The sequence below is a fragment of the Streptococcus infantis genome (assembly GCF_047463315.1).
GTDB classification, from domain to species: Bacteria; Bacillota; Bacilli; order Lactobacillales; family Streptococcaceae; genus Streptococcus; species Streptococcus infantis_AB.
This window is the reverse complement of the sequence record NZ_JASHEB010000004.1, coordinates 176665-197701: the sequence shown is the minus strand read 5'-3', so window position 1 is coordinate 197701 and position 21037 is coordinate 176665. Positions and strand designations below refer to the sequence as shown.

Below are 21037 nucleotides of genomic sequence, written 5' to 3'. Positions count from 1 at the left end.
TACCATAACTGAAAATAAATAAAAACTACTGCCAAGGAAGGCAATAGTTTATACAAGATTAGTTAACTTCTACTATTTCAACCATATCTTTGCCTAGCAAAATCAGATATTTTTCAATCTTATCTATCTCATAAGAACGGGATAAGGCTTCTGCATAAAGGTCTAATTGACCTCTATAACGTTCAATCAGTTGACTTGGATATTCATAATGATCTGTTTTGTAGTCAAAGAGAACAATTTTATCCTCATAGAGGAGATAACCATCTAAAATTCCACGGACAACAAAGTCTTCCTGACTCTTAGCATCTCTTTTTAACATAGAGAAGGGTTGTTCTCGATAAAGTTTATCTTGATTTTTAAGAATCTCTTGACCAAGAACTGTATCAAAGAAAGACAAGATTTTTTCTAGGTTAACTTTATCTTTAACAGCTGAAGTTGCCTGAACTTGCTCCAATGCTTCTGTCAAGGTTTCCAAAGTAGGTTCTTTATCGAGATTGATTCGCTGCATGAGTTCATGGGTAGCACTACCAATTTCAGCTCCAGTGACTTTTTCTGTCTTGGAGAAGTCTGGAAGTTCAAACAGAATACTATTTTCTTTTGGTTTACTTTGACCAGCTACTACTACACCTTCCATATCCATGACTGGTTCATAAAACTTCTTAATCTGACTCGGGGTTTGAACACTTGGAAGAATAATTGCTGCTCTGTGAATTTCATTGTATACTTCCACTTCTTTCAGCATTTGTAGAGCTTCCTTAATGGTATCAGACTGACGATTGCTTGCCTGAGAAAGATCTTGGAGCTGGCTTTTAGTTTCCAATTTTCCAATAGCTTCTTCGGTTAGTTGTTCTTCACCTTCAAAGCGTACACTAAAATGCAAATCCTCTTTAGAAAATGCTTGATAGATGGCCCAAATCCAATCCTGGAAATTCTGAGCATCTAGTCTCGTTTCTCGAGTCAAAAGACCTTTTCCATTTGTCGGATATTCTTTAGACTCCAACTTTTCCCTTGATCCCTTTCCGACTAGATAGAGTTTTTTCTCAGCACGAGTCATGGCTACATAGAGTAAACGCATGAGTTCAGAATAACTTGCCAATTGCAGCTCTTCTTCGTTTTGCGTGTAAGTTAAACTTGGTATGGATAACTTAATCGATGATGGAAGATATTCCTCTTTTGCATTTGTAGCTACTCTAGCTACATAATTTAACCCAATTCCATTTGTGCGACTGAGTATAACCTCAGACATAGTATCCTTCTTGTTGAATTTTTGATCAATATTGAGGATAAAGACATAAGGAAATTCAAGCCCTTTACTCTTATGAATACTCATAAGTTCTACTGCATCCTTAGGTGGTGCTACAGCAACATTGGCAAGATCATGCTGGGCTTCCAAGACTTGGTCAATCATTCGAATAAATCGGGATAATCCCTTGTAATTACTCTTTTCAAACTGATCCGCTCTTAGAGCAAGGGCGTAGAGATTTGCCTGTCTGGCCTGTCCATTTGGCAACGCACCGACATAGTCATAGTAAAAGCGGTCACTATAGATTTTCCAAATGAGGTCATAAAGAGAATGTGTTTTGGAATACAAGCGCCAACCCTGGACTGTTTCCATGAAAAATTCTAATTTTTTATGGAGTTCAGGCTTAATTAAATCCTTATGAAGACTAGTTTTCGCTTGAGCATTGACTAATTTCTCATAAAAGTTCTCTTGAACTTTATCCTCAGATTTTTGGAGAGCGAGACGAGCCAATTCATCCTCATCAAAGCTAAACATCGGAGATTTCATTAGAGCAACCAAAGCAAAGTCTTGAAGAGGGTTGTGGATGACACGAAGAGTATCCAACATCACCTGGACTTCTAGGGATTGCAAATAGTTTGCTTGAGCACCGTCTGTCTTGACAGGAATACCATACTCTGACAATGCTAGTAGAACCTGATCATTGCGACTTCTGCTAGCAGTTAAGAGAGCAATGTCCTTGAAAGGTACACCTTTATCATTATGAAGGTGAATTATCTCCTTGAGCACCATTCGCATTTCACCAGTCAGTTTATTAGTTGCAAGTTCCTCCTCATCATCAGAATCGCTATCATCATCCTTATCGTACAAGAGAACTTCTGCCTTGTTTTCTGGATTTGATTGAATATCAGTATTTCCAAAAACAAGTTGATGCATACCGTCATAAGATATCTCTCCAACTTCCTCGTCCATGAGGTGTTTAAAGACATCGTTCGTAGCATCAAGAATCTCTGAACTGCTCCGAAAATTTTCTTTAAGCAGAATTAACTGACCTTCTGTGTCATCTTGAGCGAAGCTGTGGAATTTTTCGTTGAAAATTTGTGGGTCGGCCTGTCTAAAACGATAAATAGACTGCTTAATATCTCCTACCATAAAACGATTATGACCGTTTGAGAGGAGTTCTAGCATTCTTTCCTGGATGTGGTTGGTATCCTGATATTCATCGACCATGACTTCGTGGAAGCGTTCCTGATACTCTTGACGAACCTGTGGGAAGTTTTCCAAAATCTCAATGGTATAGTGGCTAATATCAGCAAATTCGAAGGCATTTTCTTCGCGTTTTCGTTGTCGATAGGCATCAACAAAATCTCTCATGAACACTTGGAATGTCTTTGCCAAGTCCCAGGACTCTTGATGATAATCTTCTTGGAATTTTAGTAACGTAATTTCGTTTTGAAGAGAGTTTAGTTTTTTAAATTTTGCTTTTCTTTCTTCATTATAGGCCTCTCTTAAAATTTTAAGGTCGGCATTACGATTACGATTGACAAGACCATTACCAATATTATTTACTATTCTATCAAGAACTTCCTGACATTGATTAAAATTCGATTCAGTCGTTAAAGCACCGATTTCATCAAGGACTTGTTGGACAGATTCTAGGTAAGCTGCTTTACCAAATTCCTTCCCATCATTCTCCAAATGATAGCGGAAAAAGCTTTCTAAATCCCAAAGTCTTTCTTTTATTTCCTCTGCAAGTTTTTCTTTAGCAACCGTAAAATCAGCCTTTTCAAAACCTTTTAGGAAAGATTCCTCTAGCCAAGCCTGAGGATTGCTAGTAGATTGCAAAAAGTCATAAATCATATAGACCTGTTTACGCAGTCCACGCGCATCCTTGCTTCTACCTGCAAAGTTCTTAACCAGCTGACTAAAATGTTCTTGTTCCTTACTTTGGTAGTGTTTTTCAAAAACCTGCCGAAATACTTCGTTTTTTAAGAGGAGTTGCTCACTTTCATTCTCAAGAATCCGAAAGTTTGGGGCGAGGTCAAGGAGATAACCGTGTTTGGTCAGGAATTTTTGGGTAAATGAGTCCATGGTCCCAATCGCTGCATTGGGTAAATCGGCTAATTGTCTACTAAGATGCTTTTTTAGTTCCACATCTTGCGTTTCTTGGATCTGTTGGCTGATTTTCTTCTCCAAGCGTTCTTTTAACTCGGTTGCTGCCTTAACAGTAAAGGTTGAAATAAAGAGTTGGCGAATTTCTACTCCACGCGCTAGTTGGTCAAGAATTCGTTCAGCCATGACGAAAGTCTTCCCTGAACCAGCAGAAGCTGAAACTAGAATATTTTGACCAGAACTATAGATTGCTTGAATTTGTTCAGCCGTTTTCTTAGGTTTCTTGTTAGACTGAGCTTCTGCTACTTGTAACTCTTTAATCTCTTCTTGAGATAAAAATTTCATCGCTCCAACTCCTCTCTGATTTTATTAAACCATGCTTCCTTGTCATTGCTCTTAGCTACCTTATCTAACAATCTAGCCTGACCTAGATGATAATTAGCTTCAAAACCTGTAATAGATTGATATTGCTGGACATAGGGCGCAATGCTTCTACCGTTTTCTGTATATGGATTGATAGCAAATTGACCAGATAAAATCTTCTCTGCTGCCTTTTTGTAGATAAGGGCATTATAGTCTAGTAATAATTGGAATTCTTCATCAGATAACTGATAGGTCTTGTTTTTATTGTAAAACTCTCCGAGGTGTTGCATCTCTTTTTCGAGAAAGAGACCTTGGTATTTCATGCTCTTATTGGTTTCTGTTACTGCCTTTGAAAGAGTTTTAGCAGTTTGTAATGACTGAATCGGTTCAGCCATCTCTAAATACATGGCACCAAAGAAGTCTCTATTCCCTTCTTGCTTGAGGGCGGCAAGATAAGTCGGCAATTGCGAATTAAGACCGTTATAAAAGAGAGGAAACTTGAACTGAGTCAAAGAAGACTTATAATCTACAACACCGATAGCATCAGAAGTTTTCAAACGGTCAATTCGGTCAACCTTCCCACGAATATAGACATTACGACCATTATCTAACTGTACAAAAGCTTGTTCCTTGCCACCAAAAACAGCCTCCTCTTGAATTGTTTCGACATCAGCATTGTGACGAAGAATATGTCCAGTAGCACGTGCCACATCTAAGAGAACTTCCTTAGCAAATTGAGATTCTAAACTTTCTTGATAAATAGCTTGAAACTCTCTTTCTTGACTAGTTTCAGAGATGGCCTGTTCTAAACGGCGATCAAAAGATGTATCAGCAGGAAGTTTCATCGCACGTTCAAAAATACGATGCAAGAAATTCCCGTGACTTCTAGCGTCAGGTTTCAAACGCAATTCTTCCTGTAGGCCCAATACATACCGAAGGTAATAGCTGTATTCATTTCGATAGAATTCTGTTAGACCAGATGTTGATAGATAAAAATCTTGATTTTGAGGATACAAGGCATCTAAAGTATCTGCCGCTAAAGTCTTACTGCGAGGACTTGTAGGCAGGACTGGATTTTCTAAACCTTGGTCTTCCAACTTTTTCCCCATGACACGAGCCAGAACTTTTATAAAAGTTAAGTCTTGGTCACTTGTCTCACTCTCACCTTGCTGATGATAGGCAACAAGACTAGACAAAAGACTGTGATAAGAACCAATATCATCTTTCGATAGATTTTTTCTGTCGATTCTTTTTTCGATCTTGGTAAAACCTAAGTTTTGCAATTCCTTCAAATAAATGGACTCTTCACTCTCGTCTTCATTGAACAAACTTGGTGCTGACAAGACTAACTGTTTACGGGCAGAATTGACCAAAGAAAGCATGGTATAGCGGTTTTTCTTAAGGTTTTCTTGACTTGCAATCAGTAATTGAGAACCTTCTTGGGTTGCTTGGTTCAGTACTTCCCTTTCTTCATCGCTAAAAAGACTAGTATTTTGGGTGATTTTAGGTAGATGATCCTGGGTTAAGCCAAGTGCATAGATGTAATCAGAAGTCAAAGGTGAAATCAAATCATAACTTTGCACCAGAACCGTATCTACCGTTGCTGGTATTGTGCGATAGTTCGTCAAGGACATCCCAGAATGAAGTAAAGATAAGAAATCATCTAAATTAACCAGTGAACCTTCAAATACGGTTGCAAATTGCTCCATAACATGGCAAAAAGCCTTCCAGACTTCTTCTTGTCTTTCTTGTTCAGATACCTCCAATGTTTCTGTTAAGACTTGTAACTGCTTGGTCAAATGAGCTTCCTTCAAAAAGTTGTTCCATTTTGCAAGAATATTTTCAGCCTTTTGCTTGCGACTTCCTAGTAAATTTTCTAAAGGTGTAATGATACGAAGTCGAAGTTCATTTAATTTTTCTAGATCAAACTTTCCGTGATGTGACTTTGTAAACTCTTGTTTAAAATTAGAAAGACCATCAATCCCCAGATAGCGGAGATATTGTTCAAGGCTATCAATTTCCTCTTGACTAAGGTCCGTATACAAGTTAGTTCGTAAGAGATTAATCAAATCTTCTTGACGGAAATTGTACCGTTTGAGACGTCCGATGGATTCTACGAATTGAGTCAAAGGATGATGAGTCATAGACTCACTCTTACCCAAATAGAAGGGAATCTGATATTGATTAAAAATTGTCTGCAAGGACAGTTTATAGGACTCTACATCTCCTAGTAGAATACGAAAATTCTTATAACTCAGTTCTGGTTCTTGGTGCAATTTCTGGCGAACACTGCGAGCAACTAGCTCCAGCTCTTCTTTTTGTGTCAGACAAGACCAGATTTGTAAATCTTGTCTATCTTCATCATTAACATCTAAGCTAATTTCAGAAAAATCATAGGCACTTTCCAGTAGTTTTGAGGCTTTAGCAAAAGCATCAAGATTTCCGTGTTCTTGACATGCATCTTCTGCCTTAGTCTGATATTTAAAGGCTAAATGATGCGAAAACTCAACACTGGCTTGATAGAGGTTCCCATCAGTAAAAGGACTTGTATAAGCTTTTTTAGTCGCATAAACCCCAATAACAATTTCAACACCCTTACGATGGAGCAAATCCACTAGGTGTTCCTCTTCTGCAGAAAAACGAGTAAAACCATCAATAACTAGGGCAATCTTACTAAAATCGCTACTTACCTTATCCTCTTCAATAGCATCAATCAGATACGATAATGGGCTTCCTTGTGAAACTTGACCTTGATTGAGATATGCTGTTACCTTTTCAAAAATCAAGAGTAAATCAGAACGTTTATCAGCGTCAGATAGACTTTCTAAATCCAGAAAGCTCATCTTCGCGGTTGTCATTTCATGATAAATCTCAATCAGTTGTTGGATGAATTGCGGATCTTGCTTAATAGCCCCGTAAACACGCAAATCCTTAGCGTCTATCTCAGACAAACACTTATAAAAAGCCATACCCAGACCGATATCATCGAGACTAGACTTCGCTGGTATATTGTTTAAAACCAAATAACGAGCCATTTGAGCAAAGCGCGTGACTGTAATAGCAAAAGAAGCCTGCTGAGTCAAGTACTCCAGCACGGCACGTTCCTTTTCAAAAGAAAGAGAGTTAGGGGCGATATAAAAGACTCGTTTGCCTTGGTCAACTAGTCCTTGAGCCTCCTTGGTCAGGATTTCTGTCAAAGAAGTCCGAATATCGGTATAAAGTAGTTTCATCTCTGCCTCATTTGTTTTTTTATTACCTTTTATTATACCATGATTTAAAAGAAGATTCTGTCTCTGATTCTCAAAATATGCTATAATATAGGCAAAACACGAGAAAGGGAAATACTATGATTAAACTACTTGCTCTGGATATGGACGGAACTCTGCTCAACGAAGCCAAGGAAATTCCTCAGGCTCATATTGATGCTATTCATAAAGCTATCGAAAAAGGTGTCAAACTGGTTCTATGTACTGGACGTCCTCTCTTTGGAGTTCTTCCCTACTACAAGAAACTCGGGCTTGATTTGCAGAATGAATACGTTATTGTCAACAATGGTTGTTCTACCCACCAAACTAGTGACTGGAGCCTTGTTGACTGGCGAGAACTTAGCAAATCTGACATTGAATACCTGAATGACCTTGCTGAAAAGAGCGAGGTCCAGTTGACTCTCTTTGACGAGGAACACTACTTCGTTCTCGGAGGCAAACCAAATCCTATCGTTCAATATGATGCAACACTTGTCTTTGCTGATCTGACTGAAATCTCACTGGAAGAAGCTACTAGTGGTAAGTATCGTATGTTCCAAGGCATGTTCTTAGGTACAAAAGAACAAACAGATGATTTTGAACAACGATTTGCGGATGAACTTTGTCAGGGATTTAGCGGTGTTCGTTCTCAACCTGTTATCTATGAAGCAATGCCACTTGGTACAACAAAGGCTTCTGCTCTTTCTCGCTTGGCTGAGATTTTAGATATCCAGCCTTCTGAAATCATGGCCATGGGTGATGCCAATAACGACATTGAGATGCTTGAGTTTGCAGGGTTAGGGATTGCTATGGGAAATGCCAGCGACCACGTCAAATCTCTTGCTGATGCCGTAACTGCTAGCAATGAAGAAGAAGGCGTTGCACGCGCTATTGAGAAATATATTTTGTAAACAAATAAAAGCAACCAGCAGAACATTCTGCTAGTTGCTTTTTATTTTTAAAATAAAGCTGTCAAAGCTGTGATAATCCCAAAAACAATACCTGGTGCATTAGCTGCTGCCAAAGGAATATCACGTTCTTTTTTAAAGAGTCCGTAGTAAACCCAAAGACTGCAGTTAAGTGCAGCTACTGCTGGTTGGATAAAATTCCCTTTTTGACCCGCAAGGTTGTTCATAATTTGTGGAATATATGAGATATACATCATAACAGACATAAAGGTTGCAATCCAACCCAATGTTTTCATTTGTTTTTCAGTCATTTTCTTCTCCTTTCAAAAACATTTTTAATTATACACTATTTTTTTAGATGGTGAAGTTTAAAAAGCTATTTGTTAAAAATTGTAAACTATCACAATCTTGTGATAAGAGAATCAAAAAAATATCCTCTTGCTATTTCAAGAGGATATTTTATTCGTTTAGAAACTTACTTTTTCTCAATCGGTGCTACACTAGCCAAAAGTTTTTTCAAACCGACTTCTGGGAAATTGATTTTCAATTCCTGAGTTGATCCGCTACCTGAAACTTCAAGCACAGTTCCTTCACCCCATTTTTTATGAAGAGCAATATCTCCGATAGACCAGCTAGTTTCACTAGATGACGATTTACTATTAGATGCAAATTGTCCAAATGGTAAACCGCTTGATTGGATAGATGTAGGCGCAGTATTCCGTTTTCGTTCTTGAAGAGCTTGTGCCAGACTCATTCCTTGACCAAATGTAGTGTTTCCGCTTGTATAAGAAGATTTAAAGCTAGTATTTGTTGGACGAGCCAAACCTTGATAGGTCAACAAATCTGAACTAATCTCGTTGATAAAACGGGTCGGACGATTGTAACTTGTACGTCCGAAAAGCAAGCGAGAGTTAGCGTTGGTTAGATAGAGAATTTTCTCGGCGCGTGTGATTCCTACATAGGCCAAACGACGTTCTTCTTCTAATTCATCTGGATCTTCAGAGGCACGACTAAGTGGGAAGACATTCTCCTCCATCCCGATGATAAAGACAACTGGAAACTCGAGTCCTTTGGCCGCGTGAAGAGTCATCAAGGTTACTTCAGACGTCTCTTGGCTACCTGAGTCCGTATCTGCTATCAAAGCCAAGTCGTTCAGGAATCGACTAAGTTTATCTAGTCCTGTTTCCTCTTCGTCACTTTCAGGATTATCATCGAAGTTTTTCGTAACAGAGAGGAACTCCTCGATATTTTCAACCCGAGCCTTACTCTCCAAGGTTGCTTGGGCATTCAGGATATCAACGTAACCTGTTCTTTCTAATACTGCTTCTACCAACTCAGTGATTGAAAGTCGATCAAGTTGTTCCCTCAAATCGAGGATCATATTTGCAAAATCCCAAATAGACTGAGCCGCTTTACCTTTGATACCTGATAACATGATATTTGCTGAAGCATCTAGCATGGACATTTCTTGCAAATTAGAAAAATCACGAATCTTCTCAACAGTACCTGGTCCAATACCACGCTTTGGTTCATTGATGATACGCTCAAAACTGATATTATCACTTAGGTTGGCAATGAGATTGAGGTAAGCAATGATATCACGGATTTCTTTTCGGCTGTAGAACTTGGTACCACCAACCATGGTATAAGGAATATTAGACTTGAGCAGAGCTTCCTCAATAGTACGTGACTGGGCATTGGTACGGTAAAGGACTGCAAAGTCTTTATGAAGGAAGTTTTGACTACGACCAAGTTCATCGATGGTTTTGGCTACAAAAACAGCCTCATCTTGTTCGTCGTTGGCACGATAGTAGACAATTTGTTCCCCATCCGCATTTTGAGTCCATAGATTCTTAGGACGGCGATTTTTATTGTTTTTAATAACGTCATTTGCTGCTTGGAGAATGGTTTTGGTTGAGCGATAGTTTTCCTCCAATAAGACAACCTTGGCTTGAGGATAATCCTTCTCAAAATCCAAGATATTCTGCATATCAGCACCACGCCAACCGTAGATAGACTGGTCCGCATCCCCAACAACACAGATATTTTTAAAACGAGAAGCCAACAGTTTGACCAGTTGGTACTGGGCATGGTTGGTATCTTGGTACTCATCGACATGGATATATTGGAATTTTTGCTGATAGTAAGTCAAGACATCAGGATTTTGATCAAAGAGACGAAGTGTAAGCATAATCAAATCATCAAAGTCAACTGACTCAGATTGACGGAGTTCCTTTTGATAGGCCTCATAACACTTAGCGACAATGTTTGTATATAAATCTCCTGCCTGAGCAGCATAACCAACATCGTCAATTAGATCATTCTTAGCATTAGAAATGGTCCCTAAAATAGAGCGTTCATTCCACTTTTTAGGATCCAAGTTCAACTGCTTGAGAATGCGTTTCATCAGCGTTCGCTGCTCACCTGGATCGATAATGGTAAAGTTACGATTGTAACCAATATGATCCGCATCACGACGTAAGATACGGACGCACATAGAGTGAAAGGTCGCTATCAAACAGTCCTGTGTAGCTGGATTGAGCCCATAGGCACGTTCTTTCATCTCGCGTGCTGCTTTATTCGTAAAGGTAATGGCTAAAATATTCCAGGGATTAACCATCTTTTCATCAATTAAGTAGGCAATACGATGGGTCAAAACTCGTGTCTTACCAGAACCAGCCCCCGCCATGATCAGCAGTGGACCTTCTGTTGTTTGGACCGCTTCAGCTTGTCGGTCATTCATACCGTTTAATAAAGGGTTCATTTTCTCTTCCTATTCTTCAAATCAATGTTTCTATTATATCAAAAAAGACTGAAAATAACTCTATCAGAGACAAGCTTCTTTTTTTCCTAAAAAAAGAACACTAACAAGTGTTCTTTTTATTTTAATCATGAATAGATTGTAAAAGTGTCAACAAGGCTTGAGCCGATCTGCGTCCTGCTTCTACGATAAATTCATCAAATGAAATAGAAGCTTCGTGATTCGCATTATCACTCATGGCACGGACAACTAAGAAAGGTAGATTCAGCGCGTGAGCTGCTTGAGCGATAGCCGCTCCTTCCATCTCAACCGCAAGCACCTGAGGAAAATGTTCTTTTATAGCTTTAATCTTATCGTCACCCGCAATAAAACTATCACCGGTCGCAATCAAACCTAGATGCCAATTTTGGTTTAGTTTAGACAAGCTTTCTTGAATCAAGCTAACTAACTTTTTATCTGTTTCAAAGTAGAGTGGTTGTTGGGCCATTTGACCGTATTCATACCCAAAAGCAGTTACATCAACATCATGATAAGCTAGCTTATCAGCAATGACCACATCTCCGACTTCAATACCTGCTGCCAAAGCACCGGCCGAACCTGTATTGATGACAGCATCCACTCTAAAGTGATCAGCTAAGATTGCGACACTCATGGCAGCCATGACTTTACCAATTCCACTCTCGACCAAGACAAGCTCGATTGAACCAATATTGCCTGTATGATAGTGATTTCCTAATACCGTCTCTTCTTGAGCGTTTTCTAAATGTTGAACCAGGTAAACTAGCTCTTCAGGCATAGCTGCTATAATTCCAATTTTCATGACATTCCCCTTAAATAAATCTCATTGCTAAAACTAGCAAAATCAAGAGAAGAATAACAGCAAATAGAATCTTATTCAGTTTTGAGTTAAAGACATTTCTCTTAGTATTTTCAATTCGACGACTTTTATGGATTTGCGGTTCAACCTCAATCGTTAGGGTATCTTGACTAAATCCATGATCACTTGAACGTGAAGCTCTATAATGTTGGGATGAAGTAGATAATATCTTTGTCTCTTGATCATCCACTAAAGTGGGACCAGAGATATCTTCACCACGATTTGCACGCTCGATTATTTCGTCTGTTAATAAAGGTTTTCCCATAGGTTCCTCCCCTATTTTTCTTGTAATTCCCAGTACTGGATAGCCATGATAGTCTTGGCATCACAAATATCACCAGACTGGATTAGTTGTTTAGCTTCTTCAAGACTAACTTCAAGTAATTCTAAAGTTTCATCTTCATCCTGTGGACGTGGATTATTAACCTTTGTCAAATCACTTGCCAAATAAAGTTTTAATCGCTCATTACAGAAACCAATAGCAGAATAGAAATCATACAAAAGAGTCAGTTTCCCAGTGTAGGCAGCTTCTTCTTCCAATTCACGAAGGGCTGCTGCTTCAGGATCAGCGTTTTCTCCAATTTCTAGTTTTCCTGCAGGAATTTCAACAGAAACTTTTTCAATCGCCTTGCGATATTGCTTGACTAGAACAATCTTATTATCTGGAGTAACTGCAAGAACACATACTGCACCATTATGGAAAATCAAATCACGTTGAGCTGTCCCTTTTCCATTAGGAAGTTCGACCTGGTCTTGTACCAATTGGAAAATAGGACCTTTATAGATTTCTCTACGGCTGAGTGTTTTCTCTTCAAATTCCATGGTTAACTCCTATTTGTTTTTAGGATGGTGAGGGAGACGAGTTGCATATTCGTCCTTATTAACTTGACGACCTCGCCCGATGGCAATAGCGTCAGCAGGCACATCTTTAGTAATTGTTGAACCTGCGCCAACAAGAGAGTTATCCCCTAGTTCTACTGGAGCGATAATCGTTGAATTAGATCCGACAAAGACATTGTTACCGATGACAGTTTTAAACTTGTGTTGACCATCGTAATTCACAGTGATTGTTCCAGCACCAAAGTTGACGTCACTGCCAACTTCACAGTTACCAATGTATGTCAAATGACCAGCTTTTGTATTTTCTCCAATACTAGAACCTTTTACCTCGACAAAGTTTCCAATATGAACATCTTTTGCCAAGCTAGACCCTGGACGAATATGAGCGAAAGGTCCGACTGTAACACCATCAGCAACCGTGCTCTCCTCAATCATTGATTTTGTAATCACTGCACCTGAACCGATAGTACTATCGACAATGTAAGTTCCATTCGTCAAAATAGTCTCAGCACCAATCTTACTAGAACCTTTGAGGGTTACATTAGCTTCAATTTGTACATCTGGAGCAATTTCAACATCCACATCAATATAAGTTGCTTCTGGATTTACAAAACTTACCCCATTGACCATGTGTGCTTGGTTAATACGACGACGCATTACAGCTTCTGCTGTAGCAAGTGCGACACGGTCATTTACACCGAGACTTTCATCAAAGTCTTTCAGAGTATAAGCTCCTACCTTCTCACCAGCTTCACGGAAAATACCAATCACATCAGTAATATAGTATTCACCTTGAGCATTGTTGGTATTGATATTCTTAAGTGCCTCAAAGAGACGAGCGTTATCAAAAACATAGGTTCCTGTATTAATTTCTTTGATTTGTTTTTCAAAATCAGTCGCATCTTTTTGTTCAACAATTCTTAGCACTTCAGCATTATCATTACGAACAATACGTCCATAACCAAATGGGTCGTCAGCTTCTGCAGTTAAGATTGTTGCTACATTCTTGTGGTTTACATGGAAATCAATCAAGTTCTTTAGACTTTCACCCGTGATTAATGGTGTATCACCTGCAATAACCAATGTTTGTCCAGAAAGGCCTTCAAGAATTGGTTCGGCCATCATAACTGCATGACCAGTACCTAATTGCTCAGATTGTCTGACAAAATCAGTCTGTCCTGCTAAAACTTGCTCTACAAGTTCAGCCTTATGTCCAACTACGGTAACTGTTTTTTCAGGATTAATTGCCCCAACGCTACGAAAAACATGCTCAAGCATTGAAATTCCCGCAACCTTGTGCATAACTTTAGGTAGATCTGATTTCATACGGGTACCCTTACCCGCAGCTAAAATAATTGCATAATTTGCCATATTTTTCTCTTTTCTATAGAAATTCTTTATTATTATACCACATTTTAGTTCACGATACACAAATTTGATGAACTCAATACCACTCAAAAGACTGTCATTACTCAATTTTGAGTAAATATTTTGATTTTTTTCATTATTTACGATAAACTATAGAGGTATGAGAAAAAAAATTCATCCAGCTTTTATAGTTATTATATTTGCTGCTTTTATAGGACTCTTGATTCTCAATCGTCCACGATTCGAAGAACATCCTGTAAAAACCAAACAAAATCCAGTTCAAATAGAAACACAAGCTCTACATAACTTGGATAAGCCTATCATCGATATCTCTGGTTGGCAAAGACCGTCAGAGATCAACTATGATATTTTATCTAAAAACATCTCTGGTGCTATTGTTCGAGTCCACGGAGGAAACCAGATTACTACTGAGAACGATGCATCTTATACGAATGGAACAGATAAAGCTTATAAAAGTCATATCACAGAATTCCAAAAAAGGAATATTCCAGTTGCTGTCTATGCATATGTATCTGGAAAAAGTGTAGAGGAAATGGAAAAGGCTGCTGAAGCATTCTACAATTCAGCTTCCCCATACAACCCTAGCTACTATTGGTTAGATGTCGAAGAAAAAACCATGTCAGACATGAATAAAGGGGTTGAAGCTTTCCGTGCTAAACTAGAATCTCTAGGTGCTAAAAACATCGGTATCTACATCGGTGTTTACTTCATGGAGGAGCATAGCATTAGTACAGATAAGTTTTCAGCTATTTGGATTCCTTCCTATGGTGTAGATTCGGGCTATTTTGAAAGTTCACCAAATACAGACCTTGACTTTGATCTTCATCAATATACATCAAAAGGGAACCTGGTTGGATTTGAACATCATCTAGACTTAAATCTTATTTCTTTATCAAAAGATAAGGAAGAAACGTTTAGAAAACTATTCTTAAAACCTTAATTTCAATCAGCAAGCAGATATTCCTTCTGCTTGCTTTTTTATTTCTCTTACTTTGTGATATAATACAAGAAGAGAATTTTAGAGAATAAATATGGAGAGAGTTTATGTTATCTTGGATTTCAAAAATGATTAAAGGAATTGTTATTGCGCTAGGATTTATATTACCTGGTATATCTGGTGGTGTTCTGGCAGCTATTTTGGGTATCTATGAGAGAATGATTCGTTTCCTTGCCCATCCATTCAAAAACCTAAAAGAAGATATTCTTTATTTCTTACCTGTTGCTATTGGGATGTTACTAGGTATTGGGCTGTTTTCTTATCCAATTGAGTACCTCCTTGAGCACTATCAGGTTTATGTTTTATGGAGTTTTGCGGGTGCCATTATTGGTACAGTCCCAAGCCTTGTAAGGGAGGCTACTCAAGATTCAGAAAGAGACAAAGTCGATCTTATCTGGTTTTGGGTGACCTTTATTGTTTCTGGAATTGGTCTTTATGCTTTAAACTTTGTTGTTGGTTCACTCAGCGCAAGTTTCACAAGTTTTATCCTAGCTGGTGCTCTGCTTGCTCTAGGTATCTTGGTTCCAGGATTAAGCCCCTCAAATCTTCTTTTGATCTTAGGACTTTATACTCCAATGTTAACTGGATTTAAAACTTTTGATTTATTTGGTACCTTTCTTCCAATAGGAATTGGGGCTGCTGCCACTCTTATTATTCTTTCAAAATTGATGGACTACGCTCTTCGAGTGTATCACTCTCGTGTTTATCACTTCATCATTGCAATCGTTCTTTCAAGTACACTCTTGATATTGATTCCAAATGCGGGTAATGCCGAAAGCATTAACTACAGTGGTTTATCACTTGTTTCCTATGTCATCATCGCCTTCTTTTTTGCTCTTGGCATTTGGTTAGGGATCTGGATGAGTCAATTGGAGGATAAGTACAAATAATGGCAAAAAAAACTAAAGTAAAGAAGACCTTAGTCGAGCAAATATTAGCTAAGGCAGGTGTTGAACACCAAGGGATTCAAATCAATGCTTTAGAGGGAGAGCTTCCTTCTGAGTATGAGAGAAATCACATTTTTAAAACACTAGCTCTTTTAGGGGACAAGACTGGTCCAGTTATTGGGATTATTCCTATTACTGAACATCTTTCTGAAAAGAAATTAGCAAAGATTTCTGGTAACAAAAAAGTGAGTATGATTCCGCAAAAGGATTTAGAAAAAATAACTGGATATATTCATGGTGCAAATAACCCTGTCGGTATCCGACAAAAACACAACTACCCTATTTTTATTGATGAAACAGCTTTAAAATTGGAAAAAATGATTGTCTCAGCTGGCGAGGTCGGGCACAGTATCATCATCGCACCTAAAGAATTGGCAAACTTTGTAAAAGCCAGCTTTGTTGATATCTTGGAGGAGATAAACTGATGAAACTTTACTTTGTCCGTCACGGTCGAACAGTCTGGAATCTAGAGGGTCGCTTTCAAGGCGCTGGTGGAGATTCCCCACTTCTTCCTGAGTCTATTGATACCTTAAAGGACTTGGGTCAATATCTGAAAGATATCCCTTTTGACAAGATTTATTCGAGTGATTTACCGAGAGCGGTAAAATCAGCTGAAATTATCCAAAGCCAACTGACAAATCCATGTCCTTTGCAAAGTGTACCTGAACTAAGAGAATGGCACCTTGGCAAACTAGAAGGTTTAAAAATTGCTACTTTAAATGCAATCTATCCGCAGCAAATTCAAGCCTTTAAAACAAACTTAGCCAAGTTTGATACGAGTATGTTTGAAGCTGAATCACTCTATAGCACAACTCAACGTACTATTCAATTTATTAAATCTTTGAAAAACACGAAGGCTGAACAACTCTTACTGGTTGGTCATGGAGCTAACCTTACTGCAAGTCTTCGTACTCTTTTAGGCTACAATGAAGCTCTTCTCCGCAAAGATGGCGGTTTGGCCAATTCTAGTCTGACAATTATAGAAACTGAAGACTTTAAAAAATTCATTCTAAAAACTTGGAACGATACTTCTTATCAAAAAAATAATTGAACTTGATCTATTACGTCAAGTTCTTTTTAGTTTTTATAGAATATCCGTGAATTTCTCGACTATTTATGATAAAATGGAGTATCGTGAAAATTTGATTTATTATTTCAAAATTCGATTAAAATTAGGAGGAACTCATGTCAACAGAACATATGGAAGAATTGAATGACCAGCAGATCGTTCGCCGTGAAAAAATGGCCGCACTCCGTGACCAAGGAATTGATCCTTTCGGTAAACGTTTTGAACGTACTGCTAACTCTCAAGAACTAAAAGATAAATTTGCTGACCTTGATAAAGAGCAACTACACGAATTAAACGAAACTGCTACTATTGCTGGACGTTTAGTCACAAAACGTGGGAAAGGTAAGGTCGGTTTTGCTCACCTTCAAGACCGCGAAGGCCAAATTCAAATCTACGTTCGTAAAGATGCTGTCGGTGAAGAAAACTACGAAATCTTTAAGAAAGCTGACCTTGGTGACTTCCTAGGTGTTGAGGGTGAAGTGATGCGTACGGATATGGGAGAACTCTCTATCAAGGCTACTCACATCACACACTTGTCTAAAGCCCTTCGTCCATTGCCTGAGAAATTCCACGGACTTTCAGACGTTGAAACAATCTACCGTAAACGTTACCTCGATTTGATTTCTAACCGTGAAAGCTTCGACCGCTTTGTCACACGTTCAAAAATCATTTCTGAAATCCGTCGCTACCTCGATGCTCAAGGTTTCCTTGAAGTAGAAACACCAGTGCTTCACAATGAAGCTGGTGGTGCTGCTGCTCGCCCATTCATCACACACCACAATGCACAAAACATCGACATGGTACTTCGTATCGCTACTGAGCTTCACTTGAAACGCCTTATCGTTGGTGGTATGGAACGTGTCTATGAGATCGGTCGTATCTTCCGTAACGAAGGAATGGACGCTACACACAATCCTGAGTTCACTTCTATCGAGGTTTACCAAGCTTATGCAGACTTCCAAGATATCATGGACTTGACTGAAGGCATTATCCAACACGTTGCAAAAGCTGTTAAAGGCGACGCTCCAGTTATCTATCAAGGAACTGAGATCAAACTTAACGAACCATTTAAACGTGTACACATGGTGGATGCTATCAAGGAAATTACTGGTGTAGATTTCTGGCAAGACATGACTTTCGAAGAAGCTAAAGCTATCGCAGGTGAGAAGAAAGTTCCAGTTGAAAAACACTACACAGAAGTTGGTCACATCATCAATGCCTTCTTTGAAGAATTTGTTGAAGAAACATTGATTCAACCAACATTTGTATACGGTCACCCAGTAGCTGTATCACCACTTGCTAAGAAGAATCCTGAAGATGAGCGCTTTACAGATCGTTTCGAGCTCTTCATCATGACTAAAGAATACGGTAATGCCTTTACTGAGTTGAATGACCCAATCGATCAACTTAGCCGTTTTGAAGCTCAAGCTAAAGCCAAAGAACTTGGTGACGATGAAGCAACAGGCATTGACTACGACTACATTGAAGCCCTTGAATATGGTATGCCACCAACAGGTGGTTTGGGAATCGGTATTGACCGTCTCTGCATGCTCCTCACAGATACTACTACTATCCGTGACGTACTTCTTTTCCCAACAATGAAATAAAAAACAAATCTCCTAGTCATCATCTAGGAGATTTTTTAGTAATTTCAAAAAGACAAACTCGATGTTGAGCTTGTCTTTAAATTTTCTTATTAGAATAATCCAAGAACAGTTCCATCGCTTTCAACATCCATGTTGAGAGCAGCTGGTCGTTTTGGAAGTCCAGGCATGGTCATAACGTCTCCAGTAAGTGCAACGATAAAGCCTGCACCAAGTTTCGGTACCAATTCACGAATAGTAATTTCAAAGTTTTCAGGTGCACCAAGAGCATTTGGATTATCTGAGAAACTGTATTGAGTTTTAGCCATACAGATTGGTAATTTGTCCCAACCATTTTGTACGATTTGGGCGATTTGAGTTTGAGCTTTTTTCTCGAAGTTTACTTTGCTTCCACGATAGATTTCAGTGACAATCTTTTCAATCTTTTCTTGTACTGAAAGGTCATTGTCATACAAACGTTTGTAGTTAGCTGGGTTTTCGTCAATTGTTTTAACAAGAGTTTCAGCTAGAGCCACTCCTCCTTCTGCTCCATCAGCCCATACGCTAGCTAACTCAACCGGAACATCAATGGAAGCACAAAGTTCTTTCAAGGCTACGATTTCTGCTTCTGTATCAGATACAAATTCGTTAATAGCAACAACTGCTGGAATACCGAACTTACGGATATTCTCAACGTGGCGTTTCAAGTTTGCAAATCCTGCACGAACTGCTTCCACATTTTCCTCTGTAAGAGCATCCTTAGCAACTCCACCATTCATCTTAAGAGCACGAAGGGTTGCAACGATAACTACTGCATCTGGCGCAGTTGGCAAGTTTGGAGTTTTGATATCGAGGAATTTCTCTGCACCAAGGTCTGCACCAAAACCTGCTTCTGTTACTGTGTAATCTGCCAAATGGAGGGCTGTAGTTGTAGCCAAGACAGAGTTACATCCGTGTGCGATATTGGCAAATGGACCACCATGTACAAAGGCAGGTGTACCATAGATTGTTTGAACCAAGTTTGGTTTGATAGCATCTTTCAAAATCAATGCCAAGGCACCTTCAACCTGTAGATCACCCACTGAAACAGGTGTACGGTCATAACGGTAACCAATGACGATATTGGCCAAACGACGTTTCAAATCTTCAATATCAGTTGACAAGCAAAGGATGGCCATGATCTCTGAAGCAACAGTGATATCAAATCCATCTTCACGTGGAATACCGTTAAGAGGACCACCGAGGCCGACTGTTACGTGACGAAGAGCGCGATCGTTCAAGTCCACTACACGTTTCCAGAGAATACGACGTTGGTCGATTCCTAGCTCATTTCCTTGGTGCAAGTGATTGTCAATCAAGGCAGAGAGAGCATTGTTGGCAGTTGTAATAGCGTGCATATCTCCAGTAAAGTGAAGGTTGATATCTTCCATTGGTAACACTTGGGCATAACCACCCCCAGCAGCTCCACCTTTAATACCCATAACAGGGCCAAGAGAAGGTTCGCGGATGGCAATCATTGTTTTCTTACCAATCTTATTCAAAGCATCAGCAAGACCAATGGTAATGGTTGACTTTCCTTCACCAGCAGGGGTTGGGTTGATAGCTGTAACAAGAATCAACTTACCAACTGGATTTGCCTCAACCTCACGAATCTTGTCAAAGCTTAGTTTAGCCTTGTACTTTCCATACAACTCCAAATCATCATATGAAATACCAAGTTTCTCAACAACATCAACGATCGGTTTTAACTCAATACTCTGTGCAATTTCAATATCTGTTTTCATAAAAAACTCCTCTAGCCTCTAATGTGTTAATTCATTATATCATAAAACAAGATTTTTAACAGTCATTATGATTAGTAACGTTCGTGAATATGGCTAAATAACAGACTTTCTTTATCTCTATTTAATTTTTTATATGCCTTTATAGATTTTAACTATGGATTAACATCCTATTTTCGGCCCTTGTTACATCGCTTTCATTTTACTTAATGCTCATTTTTTTGTACAATAGTTCTATGAAAATTTTAGTTACTTCTGGTGGTACTAGCGAAGCAATTGATAGTGTTCGTTCAATAACCAACCACTCTTCTGGTAGACTAGGTAAGATTATTACTGAAACTCTTCTAAAAGCTGGTCATGAAGTTTGTTTGATTACCACTCTTCAGGCAGTTAAGCCAGTTAGTCATCCAAACTTGACCATCATCGAAATAAAAAATACAGCTGATTTGCTCCAAGTCATGAAAGATAAGGTAATGGATTACCAGGTATTAATCCATTCTATGGCTGTATCAGATTACACTCCTGTCTATATGACTGGATTTGATGAGGTTAAAGCTAGTCAAGATTTAACAGAGTTTTTAGATAAGAAAAATCAGGAAACCAAAATCTCATCTAAGGAAGACGTCCAGGTTCTATTTCTCAAAAAGAATCCAAAAATCATAACTCTTGTTAAAGAATGGAATCCTAAGATTCACATGATAGGATTTAAATTACTGGTTGATGTCAGTCAGGAACATCTGATTCAAGTTGCTCAGGAAAGTCTTGAAAAGAACCAAGCTGATTTAATTGTTGCAAACGACCTTACTCAGATTAGTAGCGACCAACATAAGGCTTACTTAGTTGAAAAAAATTCTTTCCAAACTGCTATGAGTAAACAAGAAATTGCTGATTTGCTTCTCGAGAAAATCAAAAACTATGACTAAAA

At 38.7% G+C, this 21037-nt stretch carries 16 protein-coding genes; 7 read left to right on the top strand and 9 right to left on the bottom strand.

Annotation, left to right across the window (positions count from 1 at the left end; translation table 11 throughout):
- Positions 1-58: 58 nt before the first annotated feature.
- On the bottom strand, positions 59-3697 hold the full coding sequence (addA, locus tag QM857_RS06140; protein ID WP_414275385.1) for a helicase-exonuclease AddAB subunit AddA: 3639 nt from the start codon (positions 3695-3697) through the stop codon (positions 59-61).
- On the bottom strand, positions 3694-6945 hold the full coding sequence (rexB, locus tag QM857_RS06135) for an ATP-dependent nuclease subunit B (RefSeq protein ID WP_414275384.1): 3252 nt from the start codon (positions 6943-6945) through the stop codon (positions 3694-3696). The genes addA and rexB overlap by 4 nt, the downstream gene beginning before the upstream one ends.
- A gap of 116 nt (positions 6946-7061) precedes the next feature.
- Between rexB and QM857_RS06130 the strand changes: the two genes are divergently transcribed.
- Positions 7062-7871, top strand: a complete 810-nt coding sequence (locus QM857_RS06130) for a Cof-type HAD-IIB family hydrolase (protein WP_414275383.1) — start codon at positions 7062-7064, stop codon at positions 7869-7871.
- Between the two features lie 47 nt (positions 7872-7918).
- On the opposite strand, the gene QM857_RS06125 is transcribed toward QM857_RS06130, so the two are convergent.
- The 6 genes from QM857_RS06125 to glmU form a co-directional block, all read right to left on the bottom strand.
- Positions 7919-8179, bottom strand: a complete 261-nt coding sequence (locus QM857_RS06125; RefSeq protein ID WP_414275382.1) for a SemiSWEET family transporter — start codon at positions 8177-8179, stop codon at positions 7919-7921.
- 164 nt (positions 8180-8343) lie between these two features.
- Complete coding sequence (gene pcrA, locus QM857_RS06120; RefSeq protein ID WP_414275381.1) at positions 8344-10632, bottom strand: DNA helicase PcrA; 2289 nt, start codon at positions 10630-10632, stop codon at positions 8344-8346.
- A 121-nt stretch (positions 10633-10753) separates the two neighbouring features.
- Positions 10754-11449, bottom strand: a complete 696-nt coding sequence (locus QM857_RS06115) for a 5'-methylthioadenosine/adenosylhomocysteine nucleosidase (protein WP_414275380.1) — start codon at positions 11447-11449, stop codon at positions 10754-10756.
- Between the two features lie 10 nt (positions 11450-11459).
- Positions 11460-11771, bottom strand: a complete 312-nt coding sequence (gene macP, locus QM857_RS06110; protein ID WP_016465808.1) for a cell wall synthase accessory phosphoprotein MacP — start codon at positions 11769-11771, stop codon at positions 11460-11462.
- Positions 11772-11782: 11 nt separating this feature from the next.
- Complete coding sequence (locus tag QM857_RS06105; RefSeq protein ID WP_414275379.1) at positions 11783-12328, bottom strand: NUDIX hydrolase; 546 nt, start codon at positions 12326-12328, stop codon at positions 11783-11785.
- 9 nt (positions 12329-12337) lie between these two features.
- On the bottom strand, positions 12338-13717 hold the full coding sequence (gene glmU / locus QM857_RS06100) for a bifunctional UDP-N-acetylglucosamine diphosphorylase/glucosamine-1-phosphate N-acetyltransferase GlmU (protein WP_414275378.1): 1380 nt from the start codon (positions 13715-13717) through the stop codon (positions 12338-12340).
- Between the two features lie 157 nt (positions 13718-13874).
- Here glmU and QM857_RS06095 point away from each other — a divergent pair, with 157 nt between their 5' ends.
- The 5 genes from QM857_RS06095 to lysS all read left to right on the top strand — a co-directional run bounded on the left by QM857_RS06095 (position 13875) and on the right by lysS (position 18355).
- Positions 13875-14675: a glycoside hydrolase family 25 protein gene (locus tag QM857_RS06095; RefSeq protein WP_254729985.1), complete on the top strand. Its 801-nt coding sequence runs from the start codon at positions 13875-13877 to the stop codon at positions 14673-14675.
- A gap of 104 nt (positions 14676-14779) precedes the next feature.
- Positions 14780-15622 (top strand): DUF368 domain-containing protein, encoded by an 843-nt coding sequence (locus tag QM857_RS06090; RefSeq protein ID WP_254729983.1) that lies wholly within the window; start codon positions 14780-14782, stop codon positions 15620-15622.
- A complete protein-coding gene (locus tag QM857_RS06085) occupies positions 15622-16104 on the top strand; it encodes an aminoacyl-tRNA deacylase (RefSeq protein WP_414275377.1) in 483 nt (160 codons plus the stop codon). Before QM857_RS06090 ends, QM857_RS06085 begins: the two co-directional genes overlap by 1 nt.
- Positions 16104-16730 carry a histidine phosphatase family protein gene (locus QM857_RS06080; protein ID WP_414275376.1) on the top strand — a complete coding sequence of 209 codons (627 nt, stop codon included), beginning with the start codon at positions 16104-16106 and terminating at the stop codon, positions 16728-16730. The genes QM857_RS06085 and QM857_RS06080 overlap by 1 nt, the downstream gene beginning before the upstream one ends.
- A 134-nt stretch (positions 16731-16864) precedes the next feature.
- Positions 16865-18355, top strand: coding sequence for a lysine--tRNA ligase (gene lysS, locus QM857_RS06075; RefSeq protein WP_414275375.1), 1491 nt, complete (start codon positions 16865-16867; stop codon positions 18353-18355).
- An 89-nt stretch (positions 18356-18444) separates the two neighbouring features.
- Here the strand turns inward: lysS and QM857_RS06070 are convergent, their stop codons facing one another.
- Complete coding sequence (locus tag QM857_RS06070; protein ID WP_414275374.1) at positions 18445-20115, bottom strand: formate--tetrahydrofolate ligase; 1671 nt, start codon at positions 20113-20115, stop codon at positions 18445-18447.
- Between the two features lie 233 nt (positions 20116-20348).
- Between QM857_RS06070 and coaB the strand changes: the two genes are divergently transcribed.
- Complete coding sequence (gene coaB, locus QM857_RS06065; RefSeq protein WP_414275373.1) at positions 20349-21035, top strand: phosphopantothenate--cysteine ligase; 687 nt, start codon at positions 20349-20351, stop codon at positions 21033-21035.
- The last annotated feature ends 2 nt before the right edge of the window (positions 21036-21037 follow it).